Raw genomic sequence first — 16,582 nt, forward strand, 5'->3', positions numbered from 1 at the left:
GTGACGATCACCAAGGGCGCGCCGCCGCCCCCGCGCACCACTCCCGTCGCCCTTGCCCGGGGCCTCCTGACGGGTGGGGTGACCGGGGGATCGCTGGCCGCCTTTGTCGTGGGCTGTGTCATCGAGAGCGTGCCACTGTGCGTCGTGGGTGTGGGTCTGCCCGTGGTCTACGGTCTGCTGTTCTTCCTCGCCGGGATGCCGAGGCGTGCCCGGGAGGCGGCGATCGCGCCCCGCACGGCTCTCGCGCGGATCGAGAGTCTGGCGGCCGTCGGAGGTGAGGCGACGAGTGACGTGGCGGTCGAGTTCGACGTCACGGTCGCGCCGGACGACATACCGGCGTACCGCGTCGAGTTCACCCAGCACATCAACCTCGTCGACCTGTCCGACTACCGGTCCGGCGGCGTCGTGGTGGTCGAGTATCCGCCGGACCGGCTGTGGCGAGTGCGGATCGTGAAGCGGCCGACACCCGAGTGGGAGGAGCGGGCGGCCGGCGCCCGGCTCGACTCGGTGCCGGGTCCTGCCGTGGTGCGCGAGCCCACCCAGGGCTGTGCCGTCGGCTGCGTCACGGTCCTCGCTCTGCTGCTCGCGGCGGCCGCCGTGATCCTGCTGTTCCGCGCCGACCTGTTCGACCAGGACACCACCGCGCAACCGTCCCCGTCCGGGCGGCCCTCCGTCTCCTCCACGTCGTCGACCACGACCGTGTCGTCGGCGTCCGGCACGGTCGCCCTCGGCCCCGGCCAGTCGTTCCTCGACAAGGGTGAACTGCGCCGCGCCGTCGACTCGTTGACCAAGGGCGAGGACACCGCACGGGCGCTCACCGTCGTCGTACAGGAACGCCTGCTGTCGGTCGTGTTCGCGCCCACCGGCACGCAGGCCGCGCGGTTCGACCCGGACTCCGTGCCCTACGAGCGTTTCCCCGCCCTGGTCGAGGAGGCCAGGTCGACCCTCGGCGTCCGCTCTCCGCAGACCTGGCAGATCACCGTCGACGGCCTCACCGGCTCCCTCTCGATTCGCGTCGGCGTGACCGGCCGCGACGGTGCGGCCTCGCTGGAGGCGGACGGACAGGGCAAGGTCGTGCGGCGCACCCCGGTCGGCTGACCGCGCTGCGATCTGTCTCCTGTCGCGGGCGACCGCTCAGGCCGGCCGGAAGGCCAGCACCGCGTTCTGTCCGCCGAAGCCGAACGAGTCACTGACGGCCAGTGAGACCTTGCCGGTTCTGGCCGTGCCGCTCACCAGGTCCAACTCCGCGTCGTCGAGCGGGCGTTGGAGGTTGGCCGTGGGTGGGGCGGTCGCGTGGAAGACGGTCAGGGCGGTGAGCGCGGTGAGCGCGGATTCGATCGCTCCGGCGGCGCCCATGGCGTGGCCGGTGACGCCCTTCGTCGAGGTGACGGAGGGACGGCCGGTCAGAAACCGTTCGATCACCGCTCCCTCGACCCGGTCGTTCAACTGGGTGCTGGTTCCATGGGCGTTGACGTGGTCGACGCATAGGTGCGGCGCGCGATGAGCAGGGTCAGCACGGTGTGGCCGTCGGCGGTCTCGTGGACGGCCAGTTCGGCCAGGGCCCGCTCCAGTCGACGGTCCGGGCAGTCGACGACCTCCAGCGGGACATCGGTGGTCCCGACCGCCTGCCAGCGCGCCACCAGCCGCCGGGCGCGCACCGCGTCGACCGCGATGTGTACGGCCCGCACCTCGTCGGGCCTCAACTCATGGGCGTAGCGCAGGGCGTGGAAGACGGCCGGGTCGACGGCGTCGACGAGGACGCACACGACAGGCCGGTGCCGGCGTGGCCGGTCGCTCTGTCCGGCGGGCGGGAGTGACTCGACCTCGGCGGCCTCGGCGCGGTATTCGCGGTTGATGCGAATCAGTGCCCACACGCCGAGCGGGAAGACCACGACGACCAGCCAGGCGCCCTCGGTGAATTTGGTGACGGCGAAGATGAGCACCACGCGCGCCGAGACGACCGCCGCCGTCGCGTTCACCGCGATCTTCCAGCGTCGGCCGGGTTCGCGTCGGCGTGCGTGGTGGACGGTCAGTCCGGCGCCCGCCATGGTGAACGCGGTGAACACGCCGATCGCGTACAGGGCGACGAGCCGGTCCACGTTGGCGTCGGTCACCAGCAGCAGCGCGAGGGCGACCACGGCGAGCGTGATGATGCCGGTGGAGAAGGCGAGTCGGTGTCCGCGCCGGGTCAACTGCCGTGGCAGGAAACGGTCTTCGGCGACGAAGCTGGCCAGGTAGGGGAAGCCCGTGAAGGGTGTGTTCGCCCCGGTGTAGAGGATCAGCGCGGTGGCGAGCTGTACGAACACCAGCCCCGCCGTGCCGAACACACCGCTGCCGAAGACGAGTCGGGCCTCCTGCGCGATCACGGTCGGCGTGCCGTCGGTGTAGGGGACGGCGTGGGTGAGGTGGGCGAGACCGGAGACACCGAGCACGAGGACGCCCAGGACACAGCTCATGGTGACGAGCGTGCGGCGGGCGTTGCGGCCCTGCGGTTCGCGGAAGACGGAGATGCCGTTGGAGATCGCCTCCAGGCCGGTGAGCGAGGAGCCGCCGTTCGCGAACGCGCGCAACACCATGAACAGCGACGCCCCGTACAGCCACCCCTCCCCCGGTGTGCCGAGCGGCACGACACCTTGCGCGTGGACGTCGGCGTGCGGCAGATCCCCGAACGCCCAGCGGGCCAGGCCCACCGCGAGCATCAGTCCGACCGCGGCGATGAAGAGGTACGCGGGCACGGCGAACACCCGCCCCGCCTCGCGCAGGCCGCGCAGATTGCCGTACACCAGGATCAACACCACCCCTACGCTGACAGGGAGTTGGAGGTGGTCGAGGCCGGTCCAGCCGTTGCCGACGAGGTGGGCGAGCGAGATGAGCGTTCGTGCCGGCCGAGACCTGGACGGCGACCGTCACGACGTAGTCGACGAGCAGTGCTACGGCGGCGATCTGTGCGACGTCGGGGCCGAAGTTCTCGCGGGCGACGACATAGGAGCCGCCGGCCCGCGTGTAGATCGTGACGACGTCGCTGTAGCAGAGCGTCAGCAACACCAGGATCAGCAGGATCGCGCCGGTCACCGGCATCAGCAGCGTGAAGGCGGCGACGCCGACCACGGGCACCAGGACCCGCAGCATCTCCTCGCTGCCGTAAGCCGACGAGCTGACGCAGTCCGAGGCGAGGACGCCGAGCGCCGTCCGGTTGTCGAGCTTCTCCTGTTGGATGCGGGCGGTGACCAGGGGCGGACCCAGCAGCCGGCGCTTTAGGCGGTAGGAAAGCGGCTCGGGCAGGGACCCGGGTGGCGGCCCGGGTGCCTGGGAGCGGTCGGACGCGTCCGGGGCGGGTACGGCGGAGTCGGTCATGGGGCCATCACACCCGCACCCGCGACAGCACCAGCACCAGCACCAGCACCAGCACCAGCACCAGCACCAGCACCAGCCGAGGATCACCCGGCGGGCCCCGAACTGCACCCGGCCGGGCGGACGGTGGCCCTTCGGATGCCGTCGGAGCCCCAGCCCTGGTCAGAAACCGGCCGCCCGGGCGGTCGTGTACACCTCGGCGGCCACGTCCTTGAGTTCCTGTGCGTCCCGCGCGGCCCACGAGACGTCGACCAGGAACTCGTCGAGGCCGATCTCGGCGTACGCCATCAGATCGCTGACGATCTGCTCGACGTCGCCCTGGAAGGGCCTGCGGTCCGGTCCCTCGTAGCGCTTGGGGGTGTAGTCCGGGTTCACCCGCACCACGGTCCGCAGCGGCCCGGTCCGGCCCCGCTCGGCGGCGAGGTCCTGCAACTGGCGCCAGCCTTCGGCCACTTGGGCGGGTCCGTCGGCGTACGGCAGCCATCCGTCGGCGTGGTCGACGAGTCGGCGCATCGCCCGCGGGGAGTTGGCCGGCACCAGGATGGGGATCGGCCGGGCCGGCTTCGGCCCGACCACGGCCGAGGCGATCCTGGTGATCCGGCCCCCCTCATAGACCACCGGGTCCGGGCCCCATACCGCCCGGCACACCTCGAACACCTCGTCCATGACCTTGCCGCGCTCCTCGAACGGGCGGACCCCGGCGGCCGCGTACTCGTCGAGGGACCAGCCGCTGCCGAGGCCTGCGACCACCCGGCCGCCGCTCGCCGCGTCCAACGTGGCCAGTTCTTTGGCGAGTTGGAAGGGGATGTGCAGCGGGGCGACCAGTACGGCGGTGCCCAGTTCGACCCGCTCGGTGGCCGCCGCCGCGAGGGTCAGCGTGACCAGCGGCTCGGCCACGCCCCGGTAGGCGTCGGGCCAGGGCAGGCCCGGGACGCCGTACAGCGGCTGGGTCCGAGGGTCCGGGAACAGGGCGCGTTCGTACACCCAGAGGCTGTCGTATCCGATGTCCTCGGCGGCGCGTGCCACGTCGGGCACGTCCTTGCCGAGGTCGTACTGGCGGTTCTGCGGGAGTCCGATGCCGAGCCGGGTCGTCATTCCGACGCGCTCCTCTGTCGTGTGTGGTTGCGCGATCAAGTCAGCGTTGTTGTGGCGGAGTTGGGGAGAAGGCGGATGGGCCCCGGCGGGTGACGCGCGGGCGGTGGGCTCGCGCTTCACCCGCCGGGGAGCGAGTCAGTGCTGGTTGACCGCCGAGGCCCAGTCGAAGTTCACGCCCATGTCGGAGTACATCTTCGAGTACCCGACGAAGCAGTTGAACGTCGTGACCTTGCCGTTCTTCAGGTACCAGAAGTCGGCGGTCGGCGCGTCGACCTTGTGGCCGTTCCCCTTGACGACGCCGCCCGTGGGGGCCTGGAGCTGTCCGTCGAACGTGCCCTGGATCGACAGTTCGATGCTGACGGTGTCGCCGTTCACGGTGATGCGCTTGAGGTCACGGTGAACATTGGAGAAGAGGCTCTTCATGTAAGGCAGCACGCTGCCGAGCGCCTCCCCCCGGTATGCCTGGCCCGCGACCATGTCGTTGAAGACGCCGTCCTTGGTGAAGCTGTTCACGAAGGTCGGGACGTCGATGTGGCTGCCTTCCGCCACGTAGTAGTCGCGCAGAACGATCGCGAGGTTGGCCTTCTCGTGCTTGGTCAGGTGGCGGTCGGTGAGCGGCAGCTTCGCCAGCTGGCGGGCGGTCAGGGTCGGAGCCGCCGTACTGCTGTGGGCCGGCACCTTTTCATGGGCGGGGCTCGCCGCCTGCGACGGCACGGCGGCGATGGAAAGACCACCCACGACAGCCACAGCGGCCGCGGCGGTGATCGACTTCCGGCTGATCAGCTTCATGACGTATTCCTTCACGTTCGTTCTCAGGATTCGGGAGCCGCAGCGGCGGCCCCTCTCGCGCTTAGTAAATCAAACGCTGGCTTGACTTTATGAACGGCGGCACAACCTGTCAAGCCACTGTTTGAATTGTGTGGTCCACGACCACGGAGGGGTGCGCCTCGACCGCGAGGCGGCTGTTGACAATGAACTCAAGCAACTGCTTGAGTACAAGCTATGACCAGGGTGGAGAAGACGGACCTACGCCGCGAGGCCGGTCAGCGCACGCGGGACGGCCTGCAGGCCGCCGCCCTGGAGCTGCTCGCGCAACGGGGCCAGGAGGGCGTGACACTCCGCGAGATCACGGATCGCGCCGGAGCCAACGTCGCCGCGGTGAGCTACCACTTCGGGTCGCTGAAGGCACTGTGCGAATCGGCGATCGAGCACGCGTTGGAGCAGTATCTGGACGCGCAGATGGCGGCACTCGACTCTCTGAGCCCCACTGCGACCCTCCACGAAGTGGCGGCGGCGTTCGCCGGGCCGATGATGCGCGCGTTCGTGGCCGGTGGACAGGACCTGGCCGTGATGCGGACCGTGGCACGCGTCGGCATCGAACCGCCCCAGGGGTGGGAGCGGCTGACCGCCAAGTTCGACAAGAGTCGCCGGGATGCCCTCCGGGTGCTGAAACCGAACGTTCCCGGGGTCGACGAGGAGGAGCTGATCTTCCGTACGCGCTGCGCGGCCGGCATGTTGAACTGGCTCGCCCTGGCCCCCATCGGCGCCGAACTGGCCACCATGTCCGCCGAACAGCTTGAGCGGCAACTGGTCCCCGTGGTGGCCGGGGCGTTCCGCGGGGACGCCGCCGGCCCACCCGCTGCGCGCCCCTGACCAGGGCGGAGCACTCGTCCGGGGTCACACGGCGGGGGCGTCTCCGGGCTTCGGGTGGACGGGGCACACGCCGACGGGAGCCGGTTGGGTCGGGCGGTCGAGGGCGCTCGGGGAACCCTGGGCCGGCGTGACGCGTGCGCCGCTGTCATCGTCCGACGGCGGGGTGAAGGCGACGTCCAGGCGGGTCAGGCCGCGGAAGTTGAGGCTGCGCTGCCACTTCAGGGGCTCGGTGGTGTCGAGACTCAGGTCGGGGAGGCGGGTGAGGAGCGCCTCCAGGACGATCGTGCCTTCCAGCCGGGCCAGCGCCGCGCCGAGGCAGAAGTGCGGACCGTGCCCGAAGGACATGTGCCGTCCGCCGGGCCGTTCGAAGTCCAGTACATGGGGATCGGGGAACACGGCCGGATCCCGGTTGGCGGCGCCGCACACAAGGAGCACCGTCTGCCCTTCGGCGATGCTGCGGCCCGCCAGGTCCAGGTCGTGCCGGGCCCGGCGCAGCATGAGCTGGACCGGGGCGTCGTAGCGCAGGAGTTCCTCGACCGCGGCGGGCAACAGGTCCGGCCGTTTGCGCAGTTGCTCGGCCGCGTGCGGGTGGCGGAGGAGAGCGAGGGTGGCGTTGCCGATGAAGTGGGTGGTGGTCTCGTGGCCGGCGATCAGCAACAGGGCGCAGTTGGCGAGGAGTTCGTCGGGGTCCTGGTCGGTGCTCTCGGCCTGTGCGGTCACCAGGGCGCGCAGGCTGTCCGGGGCCGGCGGGGTTTCCGGGCCGGTGAGAAGGCCGCGGAAGTAGGCGAGCATGTCGGCCATGCTCTGCGAGGCCTCGCGGTTGCGGTCGGCGTCGAGCCGGGAGTTGCCCATGGCTTCGGCGATCGGCTCGGACCAGGCGGTGAGGGCGGGGCGGTCCTCCTGCGGTACGTCGAGGAGGTCGCAGATGATGGTCAGCGGCAGCGGGCGGGCGAGTTCCGCGACGATGTCCATCCGTCCGGTCGGCGCCGCCTCGTCGATGATCCGGTCGACGGCTTCGAGGATCCGGGCGCGGAGTGTCTCAACTGCCCGCGGGGAGAAGGCTCTACTGATCAGGCCCCGCAGCCGGGAGTGGTCCGGGGCGTCGTTGTAGAGCATCTGTCGGCTCAACACCCGGGCCAGCGGCCGCAGTTCCTCGGACACGGCGTCGAGGTCGGGATAACGCACCGAGGACAGCGCCGGGTTGCCCGTGGCGCTGCTGACGACCCCGTGCCCGGTGGCGATCCAGGCGCTCAGGTGACGGTCCCAGAAGAGCTCGTCCGTGTTCCGCAGCTCCTCGTAGAAGTCGTAGAGGCGCTCTTGGACCTGGGGCCGGAAGGCCGGCAGCAACGAAGGTGTGGTGCGCATCGCGCCAGGCTAGATCAGGTACGGACATGAGGGAGTTGCCGTTCCGGAAACAGGCTGTGTCCGTTCGATTCGCTCACCACTGGCACCGTCACGGGAGGCGTTTCTCGTCGGCTCCCCCGAAGCGCGTCTCGGCGGTCGCGGCGACGACAGCCGCGGAAACCGCCAAGAGGCCGACCACTAGGGGCAGTTGGACGGTCACACCCGTCAGGGAACCGGCCAACGCCGTTCCGGCGGACCCGGAGGTGATCTTCAGGGCCGCGACCCAGATGAAGACCTGGCCGCGTGCTCCGCTCGGCGCGTACTCCGTGCGGGCCGCGAGGGTGGAGGCGAAGAAGAAGGCGTTGAGGATCCCGGTGAGCGCGTACGCCGAGGCGGTCACCGCGAAGGCCGGGCTCGCGGTGACGGTGAGGAGGCCGGCGACGACGCCCAGGGCGAGGTGGCGCATCAGCCGACCCGGGTCGCCGGTGAGCGGGAAGACCATGACGGCTATGGACCCGGTGAGATTGCCGAGGCCGTAGGCGGCGGTCAGTACGGCCGCGGTGGCCGGTTCGGTGCCGAGGATCTTCGTCAGGTGGACCGCGGTGATCGGCAGGGCGGCGACGCTCAGGGCGACGATCATCGTCAGGTAGACGGTGCGCCGCAGAGGTCCGCTGCGGACGATCAGCGCGAGGGTCGCTCCCGGCTTGAGGATCGCCGTCCGGTCGCCGCCGTGGGACGGCGCGGTGAACGGCAGCAGCAGGACTCCCCCGGCCGCCGTGACCGCCCCCACCACGAGGGCGAGTGCCGCCGCGGTGGGCGAGACCCAGCCCGAGAGCCCGGCCACCAGGGACGGGCCGACGGTGCCGCCGATGCCGTAGGTGGCCACGTCCCACCCCTGGGCCCGCCGCTGCGTGCGCAGGCCCGGTCCGACGATGGCGGGCAGCCGGCTGCTGATACCGCCGGTCAGCAGCGGCCCGCAGGTGCCGGCCGCGGCCAGCAGCAGTCCGGTCACTGCGGCGGGCGCGTGCCCGTACGTCAGCACTCCCCCGGTCAGCGCGATGGCGTAGAGCAGGCAGGCCGTCGCGATGACCTTCCGGCCGTCGCGGGCGGTGTCCAGGGGCCGCGCGACGAAGGGGCCCAGCAGATGCGGGGCAGTGATGCAGGCGCCGAGCACCCCGGCGAGCGTCCCGGAGCCGCCGCAGGAGGTGACGAGCAGAACGACGGCGACCACGGCGCCGCCGTCGGCGGTGCGGGCGAGTGCCGCGGCGACGACGTAGCGCGCCAGCCCGGTGCCACCTTTTCCACCCTGGCCGCCCTTTCCGCCCTTCCCGGACGGAGGCGGGGCGTCCCACACCTTCGACGTGCTTGCTATGTGGTGCTCACCCATGGTGGTTGGCGCTCAGGAGGTGAGCCCGAGGGCGTCCAGCGCGGCGACGACCTCCTGGCGGGCGGTCGCGTCCAGCCCGCGCAGGGGACGCGGCAGGTTCGGCTCTTCCGTCAGGCCGAGGTGGGAGGCGGCGGCGGAGATGACGCGCAGGCTGCCGTGACGGCGGAACAGGGCCCACAACGGTTCGAGCCGGCCGGACAGTTCGACCGCTTGGTCCGCGTGGCCGGTCTGCGCGGCGCGAGTGAGGGCGAGGGCGGTCTCCGGGAAAGTACCGCCGATGACCGAATACCAGGCATCACAACCGGAGTTGAGGCCGCGGGCGGCCGTCCAGTCGCCGCTCACCCCGATGGTGACGGTGTCGGGGATCAGCGCGCGCAGCGCGCCGACACGGAGCGCGGCCTCGCGGGGGTCCTCGGGCACACCGGGGATCTTGATCGAGCCGACGTTCGGCAACTGCGCGATACGGCCGTGCAGTTCGTCGGTGAAGTGGACGTGCGTGGTGCCCGGGTTGTCGTAGACGCACAGCGGTACGGAGAGCTCGCGGGTGACGTCCTCGTAGAGCCCGAACACCTCTTCCTCGGTGAGGAGTTGATACGTCATCGGGGCGAGCAGCACTCCGGAGGCGCCCGCCTTCTGGGCGTCCTCGGCCAGCTCCAGCACCTGCGAGGTGCGCAGTGCGCCGATACCGACGATGACAGGGGTCCCGTCGGCGGCCTCGACCGCGATCTTCGCGGCGTGGGCGCGCTGTTCGCGGGTGAGGTAGGCGTAGTTGCCGGTGGAGCCGAGCGCGCCGATGGAGTCCACACCGGCGGCGGCGAGTCGGGCGACGAGTGCCGCGTACGCCGTTTCGTCGATGCCCTGCTCGCTGGTGGGTGTGAGGGGGAAGGCGCTCAGGCCGCGGAACATGATGGCTCCTTGAGGGGGTGGGACGAGTGGGTGGGACTAGTGGGCGGTGAATGCGTGATGGTCAGGTGGCCGCTGAGCGGGAAGGCATGACGGTCAGGTGGCCGTCGAGTGCAACTCCGCGACAGTGGCGGCGAGTTCGGCCGCGAAGGCCTCGGCCTGCGGTTCGGTGAGGGTGGCGGCGGTGACCCGGATCGCGCCTTGGTGGGCGGCCGGATCCGGCGCGAAGAGGTGCCCCGGCCGCACCGCCCAGCCCCGCCGCGCGAGGTCCGCGACGGCGGCCCGTCCGTCGACGTCGAGTTCGACCCATACGTTCAACCCGTCGGGCCGGTACGGGACTTCGATGCCCTGGGCACGCAGCCGCTCGACGAGCAGGCCACTGCGCCGCGCGTACAACTCGCGGGCCCGTTCGTGGAGTTCGTGCACCCGGGGATCCAACAGGAGTTCGCGGGCGGTGTGTTGCAGCAGCCGACTGACCCAGGTGGTGCCGGCGCTCAGCCGTGCCTCCAGGCGCGCGGTGGTCCCGGCATCGGCGGCGACGAGGGCGAGCCGCAGATCCGGTCCGAGGAACTTGGACACGGACCGCACCAACGCCCAGCGCGTACTGCCCGGCGGGGTGACCCGGTGGTACGGCCGCGCGGAAACCGCCGAGAAGTGGTCGTCCTCGATCACGAGAACCTGGGGGTGCCGCGCGAGGATCGCCCGCAGGTCGGCCGCCCGTTCCTCGGTGAGACTCGCACCGGTCGGGTTGTGGGCGCGGGGGGTGCAGACGACCGCGCGGGCACCGGCCGCCAGTGCTGCGCGCAGCGCGTCGGGGCGCATGCCGGCGCCGTCGACCCGGACGGGCGCGGAGCGGTAGCCACCCAGTCGCAGGGTGCCGATGCTTGCCAGGAAACAGGGGTCCTCGATCGCGACCAGATCCCCGCGGGTGAGGTGGGCGTTCAGCAGCCGCTCGGTGGCGTCCACCGCTCCGTGCGTCACCAGCGTGCGGAACGGCTGGTCGACGTCCTCGGCGAAGTCGGCGCGGGCCCAGGTGTCCAACTCGGGGTCGACGGCGGGCGCACCGTACAGCGGCGGGCCGTACTCCCCGCGCCGGGCGGCGCCCAGGAGGTCGGGCAACAGCAGCGGGTCGGGGTTGCCACTGGCCAGGTCGACGCAGTCACCCCCGACACCGGCACCGACGCCCTCCCGCGCGAGCTGCGGCACCGCCGCGACGACCGTGCCGCCACGCCCCCGCGTCTCGGCCACACCCGCTTCGACGAGCCGCCGGTACGCGAGGGCAACCGTGTTCCGGTTGACCCCCAACTCGCCCGCGAGCACGCGCACCGGGGGCAGGCTCGCCCGCGGCGCCAACTCGCCCGAGGCGACCTGGTCCCGCACACTTCCCGCGATCTCGGCCGCGGTGGTGCCCTTGATGCGCACGTGATCAGCTCCGCCCATACAGAGGTATTCGTCCTATGCCAAAGATTGTCCTAGGCCAAACATACGGCATGGGTGGGGGGTGCATGTTCATGTGTCGCGAGGTCGGGTGTCGCGAGGTCTGGGTGCGGGCAAGGGCCGACCACGCCTCGGCCGGCGATGCCGGTACCGCTACGGTGTGCGCGTTGCCGCGCCGGATATGAGAAAACGTGGGGACCCATGCCCTTGAGCCAACCCCGGAGACTTCCCGTGTGGCCGTTCGCGATCGGGGGCTCGGTACTCGTCCTGGCCGTCCTCGCGGCGGTCGGCACCTGGGTGTACGGCGTCTACCGCATGTCGGACCCCGTGCCGCCCGTCCTTGGCGCACGCGTGGAAGGCAGGACGATCGTCGTCAAGTTCCCCGTCTGCCCCACGGACGTGATCCAGCGCGTGGAGGTGACGGACTTCGACGACGACACCAGCGCGAATCCGCACATCCTGTGGTGGGCCGCCAACCCCACGACGCCATCGGCCAAGAAGGGGATCGCCAGGCTCTGGTCCGGCGAGGGATTCGAGCGCCACGCCCCGGAACCGGCCCGGTCCGCCGTCCCCCGCAACCTCGACATCGGGTACGCGGATCCGTCGGACGACGGCCGAGACGGCGTCTTCACGCTGCGCACGATATCCACGGCGAGACTGAAGGCCGGACAGTACTGGACCGACGACGGCCCCAAGACCGCCGCGCAGATCGACGCACAACTCACCTGCCACAGGGGCGGTTGAGGAGGCAACGCCCTGGCCCAGGACGCCAGTTCCGCTACGGCGCCAGGGTGCGCATGACGTCGAACTCGTTGCCCTCGGGGTCGGCCATGACCACCCAGTTCCGGTCGGAGCCCTGACCCACATCGGTCGTGGTGGCGCCGAGCGCGAGCAACCTGGTCACCTCGTCCTCGGTACTGCCGTCGATCGGACTGACGTCGAGGTGAAGTCGATTCTTGACGGTCTTTCCCTCGGGCACCTGGATGAACTGCAGGCTGGGCGGCATCTGACGGGCCCGCACCTCCTCGGCGGTCGGCACCCAGGAACCGATCTCGACCTTGCCCTCGCTCCGGTCGATCACCTTGAAGTCCAGGACCGCGCACCAGAACGCCGCGAGCCGCTCCGGATCACGGCAGTCGACGACCAACTCGGTAAACCTACTTGTCACGACTCTCCCAGATAGCCAGGTCTGTATCGAAGGCGGGCGACAACCGGCCTTGGTCCTGGGCCGCTTGCAACCGGGCGACGGTCAGGTCGGCCTGCGGGGCGATGAAGCGCTCAAGGGCGCCCTTGGAGGGCCATCTGCGATAGCTGGTGTACTTCCCCGCGCCGGCTCGGGTCGCGATCGCTTCGATGCCGAGCTTGGCGTAGCCGAACTCCCGACCCGGTTCCAGCGCGGTCCGCATGATGGCCTCGGTCCGGATGATTGCCTCGGTCCGGGCGGCACCGCGGTGGAGGTCGGTCACGCCGTAACCCTACCGGCAAGGCACGTACCCGTACTTGCCGGAATCTCGACCTGTGCGATCTTCTTTGCGGCACGAAATGCGCTGTTCCAGCGGGGAGTTCATGGACATCGACGTGATCATCGCGGGAGCCCGCCCGACCGGTGCGGACGCCGGGTACCGGACCACGGTGATGCCCGGCGTCCGCACCGGGCACGGAGCGATCACTGCTTCCGGCACCGTGGACGACCGGGAGGCCGCAGCCCCCGATCCCTCCCCGCACTGAGAAGCGAGCCGTCAGCATGCCCCGTCCATCCCCCGGCACCCCGTTCACCGACTGGCTCCGCGAACATGCCGTCCCGCTCACCCACCTCGACCCCTAGGCGCCGCTCGACGACCTGGAACCGCTCTGCGGCATCATCGGAGACGCCCGCGTCGTCGCGATCGGCGAACACTCCCGTCTTCGCGGAGTTGTTCGACGAGGGCGGGGTTGGGGCGAAAGTGCTCCTGGATCAAGGACTTGCCGCCCGAGACGACGACGGTGATATCGGTGATGCCGAAGTCCACCAGCTCGCGGACGGTGTGCTCGATGACCGGCTTGTCGCCGACCGGCAGCATCTCCTTCGGCGTCGCCTTCGTCAGCGGCAGCAGCCGGGAGCCGAGCCCTGCGGCGGGAATCACGGCCCTGCGAATCGTCGGCGACAACACATCTCTCTCCGGTCGAACGTCATGTGCGTCATGTGCGTCATGTGCTTCTCAACGGGCGCGGCGTTCGGACGCTACCAACAGCCGTTGCCGAATCCCGCACTGCAATGGAACGGCCATCTGCGCTGGAAGTTCCTGTACGCACCCGTAATTGACGTAGTCGTGCTCAAGGTGAAGACCGAGGGGCCTTGACCCGGAATCTTGGACACGGGCTATGCGGCTGGGGCCAGGGTAGTTGATGTTGAGTTGAGGGCTGTCTCGTAGGCGATGGGGCTGCGTTGTCCGAGGCTGGAGTGGCGGCGTCGGGTGATGACACGGACCCGCGTGCCCGCGTCGTCGCAGGATGGGACGCGCACATCGCATTCGCGCTCGCCTACCCGGGTCTCTACCCGGCGAGGTACCCGACATCGGGCCCGCTGCCGAGCCAGGTCGAAGGAAGCGGCGCGCTGCTGCGCGCCGGTTTCGACGAGCTGGAGCAGGCAGGCGCCCTCCGGCCCGGGATCACCGCAGCACTGGCGACGAACGCGCTCCGCGCAGCCTTGCGCGGTGTCGCCCACGCAGTCGCCGCGAACCCCGACAACGGCGACAACGACGCGACGTCAGCCGTCGTCCGCGACGCGCTCATCCACGCGCTCGTCGGGGACCGGGCACATAACCGACTCCTCGCCGATCCGGCCCCGGACCGAGCGAGAACCCGCACGATGGAGCAACACCCATGACCGATCTGCTCACAGGCAAGACCATCCTCATCACCGGCGCCTCAGCGAAATGCCACCGAGTCGCCACACACCGCCTCTCTCCTGGTCCGTCAAGCGGCTCGACCAGCAGAACGGTCCCAGGCGGCCCGGCACGCCTATGCGCGTCCGAGCCCGTGACCTTCACTGCTGCAAGGTCGATACTTTCCACATGGGCACTCCGACCGCCCCTCGTCAGCATCGGTACCGCCGGAGCCCGCTTCGGACCGCCGAGGACCGCCAAGATCGACAACCGACCAAACCCACTCTGGCCAGCAAAGACATAGGTCAGAGGCCCATCTGCTCATCTCGCCAGGAGGTACCGATGAAGATGCTGATCAACGTCGCGGAGACCGTGGTCACGGACGCGCTGCGGGGCATGGCGGCCGCCCATCCCGAGTTGACGGTGGACGTCGAGAACCGGGTGATCGTACGGCGGGACGCGCCCGTGGCCGGGCAGGTCGGGCTTGTTTCGGGTGGGGGGTCGGGGCACGAGCCGTTGCACGGGGGGTTCGTCGGGCCGGGGATGTTGTCGGCGGCCTGTCCCGGTGAGGTGTTCACGTCGCCGGTGCCGGATCAGATGGTGCGGGCCGCGGCCGCCGTGGACAGTGGGGCCGGGGTGCTCTTCATCGTGAAGAACTACACGGGGGACGTCCTCAACTTCGACATGGCGGCCGAGCTCGCCGAGGACGAGGGCATCCAGACCGCCAAGGTGCTGGTCAATGATGACGTGGCCGTCACCGACAGCCTCTACACCGCAGGGCGGCGCGGAACCGGCGCCACGCTGTTCGTGGAGAAGATCGCCGGTGCCGCCGCGGCCGAGGGGCAGCCGCTGGACCGGGTGGCGGCGATCGCCCGGCAGGTCAACGAGAACTCGCGCAGCTTCGGCGTCGCGCTCAGCGCCTGCACCACCCCGGCCAAGGGCAGCCCCACCTTCGATCTGCCGCCGGGCGAGCTGGAGTTGGGCGTCGGGATCCACGGCGAGCCGGGCCGCGAGCGGCGGGCGATGATGACCTCCGGCGAGATCGCCGACTTCTCCGTCCACGCGATCCTCGAAGACATGACACCGCGCAACCCGGTCCTGGTCCTGGTCAACGGCATGGGCGCGACCCCGCTCCTGGAGCTCTACGGCTTCAACGCCGAGGTGCACCGGGTGCTCGCCGAGCGCGGGGTCGCCGTCGCCCGCACACTGGTCGGCAACTACGTCACGTCCCTCGACATGGCGGGTGCCTCGGTCACCCTGTGCCAGATCGACGAGGAACTGCTGCGGCTGTGGGACGCGCCGGTGAAGACGCCGGGACTGCGCTGGGGCATGTGACCCGGCGGTACCTCCGGCCAACTCGCCCACCACGCAAGGAGATTCCGTGCTCGACGCCGACTTCTTCCGCCGTTGGATGACGGCGACCGCCGCCTCCGTCGCCCGCGAGGCGGGACGGCTCACCGACCTCGACTCACCCATCGGCGACGCCGACCACGGCGCGAACCTGCAACGCGGGTTCACCGCCGTGACAGCCACCCTGGAGAAGGAGGCGCCGGACACCCCGGGCGCCGTCCTCGTGCTCGCCGGACGCACGCTGATCTCGACGGTCGGCGGCGCGTCGGGTCCGCTCTACGGCACGCTGCTGCGCCGCACCGGCAAGGCACTCGGGGACGCGGCCGAGGTGAGCGAGGAGGAGTTCGCCGTCGCGCTGCGCACCGGGGTCGACGCGGTCATGACCCTCGGCGGTGCCGCGCCCGGCGACAAGACCATGATCGACGCGCTCGTCCCGGCGGTCGACGCGCTCCCCGACGGCTTCGCCGCGGCGAGCGCCGCCGCCGAGGAGGGCGCCGTGGCCACCACACCCTTGCAGGCCCACAAGGGCCGGGCGAGCTACCTCGGCGAACGGAGCATCGGGCACCAGGACCCGGGCGCGACGTCTGCTTCGCTGCTGATCGCCGCACTCCAGGAAGCCGCGACCGCGGAGGCCACCGGTGAGTGACGAGAAGCTGGTGGGCATCGTGCTGGTCTCGCACAGTGCGGAAGTCGCCGCCTCCGTGGCCGAGTTGGCGCGGGGACTGTCCGGCTCGGGCGCCTCGGTACCGCTCGCTGCGGCCGGCGGAACCGAGGGCGGCGGGCTCGGCACCAGTTCCGAACTCATCGCCGCGGCGGCCGCGTCCGTCGACCGCGGCGCCGGAGTCGCCGTCCTCACCGATCTCGGCAGCGCCGTACTCACCGTGAAGGCCCTCCTCGCCGAAGGCGACGAACTCCCGGCCGACACCCGCCTGGTGGACGCCCCGTTCGTCGAGGGCGCGGTGGCCGCGGTCGTCACGGCGTCGACGGGAGCGGACCTGAACGCGGTGGAGGCGGCGGCTGCGGAGGCGTACACGTATCGCAAGGTGTGAGGCGGGACGTAGAGGAAGGTGTGGGGCAGGGGCATAGCGGGAGCCGGCGGGCGAACGGCTGGCGGCTGGCGGCTGGCGGCTGGCGGCTGGCGGCTGGCGGCTGGCGGCTGGCGGCTGGCGGCTGGCGGCTGGCGGCTGGCGGCTGGCGG

The 16,582-nt window shown here is 70.7% G+C and carries 17 protein-coding genes and 2 pseudogenes; 8 read left to right on the forward strand and 11 right to left on the reverse strand.

Annotation, left to right across the window (positions count from 1 at the left end; all coding sequences use genetic code 11):
* Complete coding sequence (locus tag SPR02S_RS15685) at positions 1–1,098, forward strand: hypothetical protein (RefSeq protein WP_026150577.1); 1,098 nt, start codon at positions 1–3, stop codon at positions 1,096–1,098.
* A 36-nt stretch (positions 1,099–1,134) separates the two neighbouring features.
* Here the strand turns inward: SPR02S_RS15685 and SPR02S_RS15690 are convergent, their stop codons facing one another.
* From SPR02S_RS15690 to SPR02S_RS15705, 4 genes and pseudogenes are all read right to left on the reverse strand, one after another.
* Positions 1,135–1,422: a hypothetical protein gene (locus tag SPR02S_RS15690; RefSeq protein ID WP_373283321.1), complete on the reverse strand. Its 288-nt coding sequence runs from the start codon at positions 1,420–1,422 to the stop codon at positions 1,135–1,137.
* A gap of 56 nt (positions 1,423–1,478) precedes the next feature.
* Positions 1,479–3,354, reverse strand: a pseudogene (locus SPR02S_RS55770) (APC family permease); the annotation flags it as partial.
* 159 nt (positions 3,355–3,513) lie between these two features.
* On the reverse strand, positions 3,514–4,446 hold the full coding sequence (locus tag SPR02S_RS15700; RefSeq protein WP_019057929.1) for an LLM class F420-dependent oxidoreductase: 933 nt from the start codon (positions 4,444–4,446) through the stop codon (positions 3,514–3,516).
* Positions 4,447–4,581: 135 nt separating this feature from the next.
* Complete coding sequence (locus SPR02S_RS15705) at positions 4,582–5,235, reverse strand: nuclear transport factor 2 family protein (protein ID WP_019057930.1); 654 nt, start codon at positions 5,233–5,235, stop codon at positions 4,582–4,584.
* Between the two features lie 213 nt (positions 5,236–5,448).
* Between SPR02S_RS15705 and SPR02S_RS15710 the strand changes: the two genes are divergently transcribed.
* Complete coding sequence (locus tag SPR02S_RS15710; protein ID WP_019057931.1) at positions 5,449–6,099, forward strand: TetR family transcriptional regulator; 651 nt, start codon at positions 5,449–5,451, stop codon at positions 6,097–6,099.
* 24 nt (positions 6,100–6,123) lie between these two features.
* Here SPR02S_RS15710 and SPR02S_RS15715 read toward each other — a convergent pair whose 3' ends face one another.
* The 4 genes from SPR02S_RS15715 to SPR02S_RS15730 all read right to left on the reverse strand — a co-directional run bounded on the left by SPR02S_RS15715 (position 6,124) and on the right by SPR02S_RS15730 (position 11,155).
* Positions 6,124–7,464, reverse strand: coding sequence for a cytochrome P450 (locus SPR02S_RS15715; RefSeq protein WP_019057932.1), 1,341 nt, complete (start codon positions 7,462–7,464; stop codon positions 6,124–6,126).
* 88 nt (positions 7,465–7,552) lie between these two features.
* The gene (locus SPR02S_RS15720) at positions 7,553–8,830 is read right to left on the reverse strand and encodes an MFS transporter (RefSeq protein WP_019057933.1); all 1,278 of its coding nucleotides are present in this window, start codon (positions 8,828–8,830) and stop codon (positions 7,553–7,555) included.
* Positions 8,831–8,842: 12 nt separating this feature from the next.
* Positions 8,843–9,736, reverse strand: a complete 894-nt coding sequence (locus SPR02S_RS15725) for a dihydrodipicolinate synthase family protein (protein ID WP_019057934.1) — start codon at positions 9,734–9,736, stop codon at positions 8,843–8,845.
* Between the two features lie 93 nt (positions 9,737–9,829).
* On the reverse strand, positions 9,830–11,155 hold the full coding sequence (locus tag SPR02S_RS15730; protein ID WP_019057935.1) for an aminotransferase class I/II-fold pyridoxal phosphate-dependent enzyme: 1,326 nt from the start codon (positions 11,153–11,155) through the stop codon (positions 9,830–9,832).
* Between the two features lie 246 nt (positions 11,156–11,401).
* Here SPR02S_RS15730 and SPR02S_RS15735 point away from each other — a divergent pair, with 246 nt between their 5' ends.
* The gene (locus tag SPR02S_RS15735) at positions 11,402–11,914 is read left to right on the forward strand and encodes a hypothetical protein (RefSeq protein WP_019057936.1); all 513 of its coding nucleotides are present in this window, start codon (positions 11,402–11,404) and stop codon (positions 11,912–11,914) included.
* A gap of 34 nt (positions 11,915–11,948) precedes the next feature.
* On the opposite strand, the gene SPR02S_RS15740 is transcribed toward SPR02S_RS15735, so the two are convergent.
* Both SPR02S_RS15740 and SPR02S_RS66145 read right to left on the reverse strand, forming a co-directional pair.
* Positions 11,949–12,338: a VOC family protein gene (locus SPR02S_RS15740; RefSeq protein WP_026150578.1), complete on the reverse strand. Its 390-nt coding sequence runs from the start codon at positions 12,336–12,338 to the stop codon at positions 11,949–11,951.
* Positions 12,328–12,636 (reverse strand): TetR family transcriptional regulator, encoded by a 309-nt coding sequence (locus SPR02S_RS66145; RefSeq protein ID WP_019057938.1) that lies wholly within the window; start codon positions 12,634–12,636, stop codon positions 12,328–12,330. Before SPR02S_RS66145 ends, SPR02S_RS15740 begins: the two co-directional genes overlap by 11 nt.
* Positions 12,637–12,736: 100 nt before the next feature.
* On the opposite strand from SPR02S_RS66145, the gene SPR02S_RS15750 reads away from it, so the two are divergent.
* Positions 12,737–12,898 carry a hypothetical protein gene (locus SPR02S_RS15750; protein WP_158697833.1) on the forward strand — a complete coding sequence of 54 codons (162 nt, stop codon included), beginning with the start codon at positions 12,737–12,739 and terminating at the stop codon, positions 12,896–12,898.
* A gap of 170 nt (positions 12,899–13,068) precedes the next feature.
* On the opposite strand, the pseudogene SPR02S_RS15755 reads toward SPR02S_RS15750, so the two are convergent.
* Positions 13,069–13,317 (reverse strand): annotated as a pseudogene (locus tag SPR02S_RS15755) (sugar phosphate nucleotidyltransferase); the annotation flags it as partial.
* Positions 13,318–13,595: 278 nt separating this feature from the next.
* Here SPR02S_RS15755 and SPR02S_RS62225 point away from each other — a divergent pair.
* The 4 genes from SPR02S_RS62225 to SPR02S_RS15775 all read left to right on the forward strand — a co-directional run bounded on the left by SPR02S_RS62225 (position 13,596) and on the right by SPR02S_RS15775 (position 16,433).
* On the forward strand, positions 13,596–14,036 hold the full coding sequence (locus tag SPR02S_RS62225; RefSeq protein WP_158697835.1) for a hypothetical protein: 441 nt from the start codon (positions 13,596–13,598) through the stop codon (positions 14,034–14,036).
* A gap of 340 nt (positions 14,037–14,376) precedes the next feature.
* Positions 14,377–15,369 carry a dihydroxyacetone kinase subunit DhaK gene (dhaK, locus tag SPR02S_RS15765; RefSeq protein WP_019057942.1) on the forward strand — a complete coding sequence of 331 codons (993 nt, stop codon included), beginning with the start codon at positions 14,377–14,379 and terminating at the stop codon, positions 15,367–15,369.
* A 46-nt stretch (positions 15,370–15,415) separates the two neighbouring features.
* Positions 15,416–16,030 carry a dihydroxyacetone kinase subunit DhaL gene (gene dhaL / locus SPR02S_RS15770; RefSeq protein ID WP_019057943.1) on the forward strand — a complete coding sequence of 205 codons (615 nt, stop codon included), beginning with the start codon at positions 15,416–15,418 and terminating at the stop codon, positions 16,028–16,030.
* Positions 16,023–16,433 carry a PTS-dependent dihydroxyacetone kinase phosphotransferase subunit DhaM gene (locus SPR02S_RS15775; protein ID WP_019057944.1) on the forward strand — a complete coding sequence of 137 codons (411 nt, stop codon included), beginning with the start codon at positions 16,023–16,025 and terminating at the stop codon, positions 16,431–16,433. The genes dhaL and SPR02S_RS15775 overlap by 8 nt, the downstream gene beginning before the upstream one ends.
* Positions 16,434–16,582: the final 149 nt, after the last annotated feature.

Origin of the sequence: Streptomyces prunicolor NBRC 13075 (genome assembly GCF_000367365.1) — a bacterium.
In the GTDB taxonomy this organism is placed as follows: domain Bacteria; phylum Actinomycetota; class Actinomycetes; order Streptomycetales; family Streptomycetaceae; genus Streptomyces; species Streptomyces prunicolor.

Bases quoted from the DNA above. Each gene is read 5' to 3' on its own strand.
- SPR02S_RS15710 (WP_019057931.1), top strand. From the start codon at position 5,449: ATGACCAGGGTGGAGAAGACGGACCTACGCCGCGAGGCCGGTCAGCGC.
- SPR02S_RS15750 (WP_158697833.1), top strand. From the start codon at position 12,737: ATGGACATCGACGTGATCATCGCGGGAGCCCGCCCGACCGGTGCGGAC.
- dhaK (WP_019057942.1), top strand. From the start codon at position 14,377: ATGAAGATGCTGATCAACGTCGCGGAGACCGTGGTCACGGACGCGCTG.
- SPR02S_RS15725 (WP_019057934.1), bottom strand. From the start codon at position 9,736: ATGTTCCGCGGCCTGAGCGCCTTCCCCCTCACACCCACCAGCGAGCAG.
- SPR02S_RS15715 (WP_019057932.1), bottom strand. From the start codon at position 7,464: ATGCGCACCACACCTTCGTTGCTGCCGGCCTTCCGGCCCCAGGTCCAA.
- SPR02S_RS15720 (WP_019057933.1), bottom strand. From the start codon at position 8,830: ATGGGTGAGCACCACATAGCAAGCACGTCGAAGGTGTGGGACGCCCCG.
- SPR02S_RS15700 (WP_019057929.1), bottom strand. From the start codon at position 4,446: ATGACGACCCGGCTCGGCATCGGACTCCCGCAGAACCGCCAGTACGAC.
- SPR02S_RS15705 (WP_019057930.1), bottom strand. From the start codon at position 5,235: ATGAAGCTGATCAGCCGGAAGTCGATCACCGCCGCGGCCGCTGTGGCT.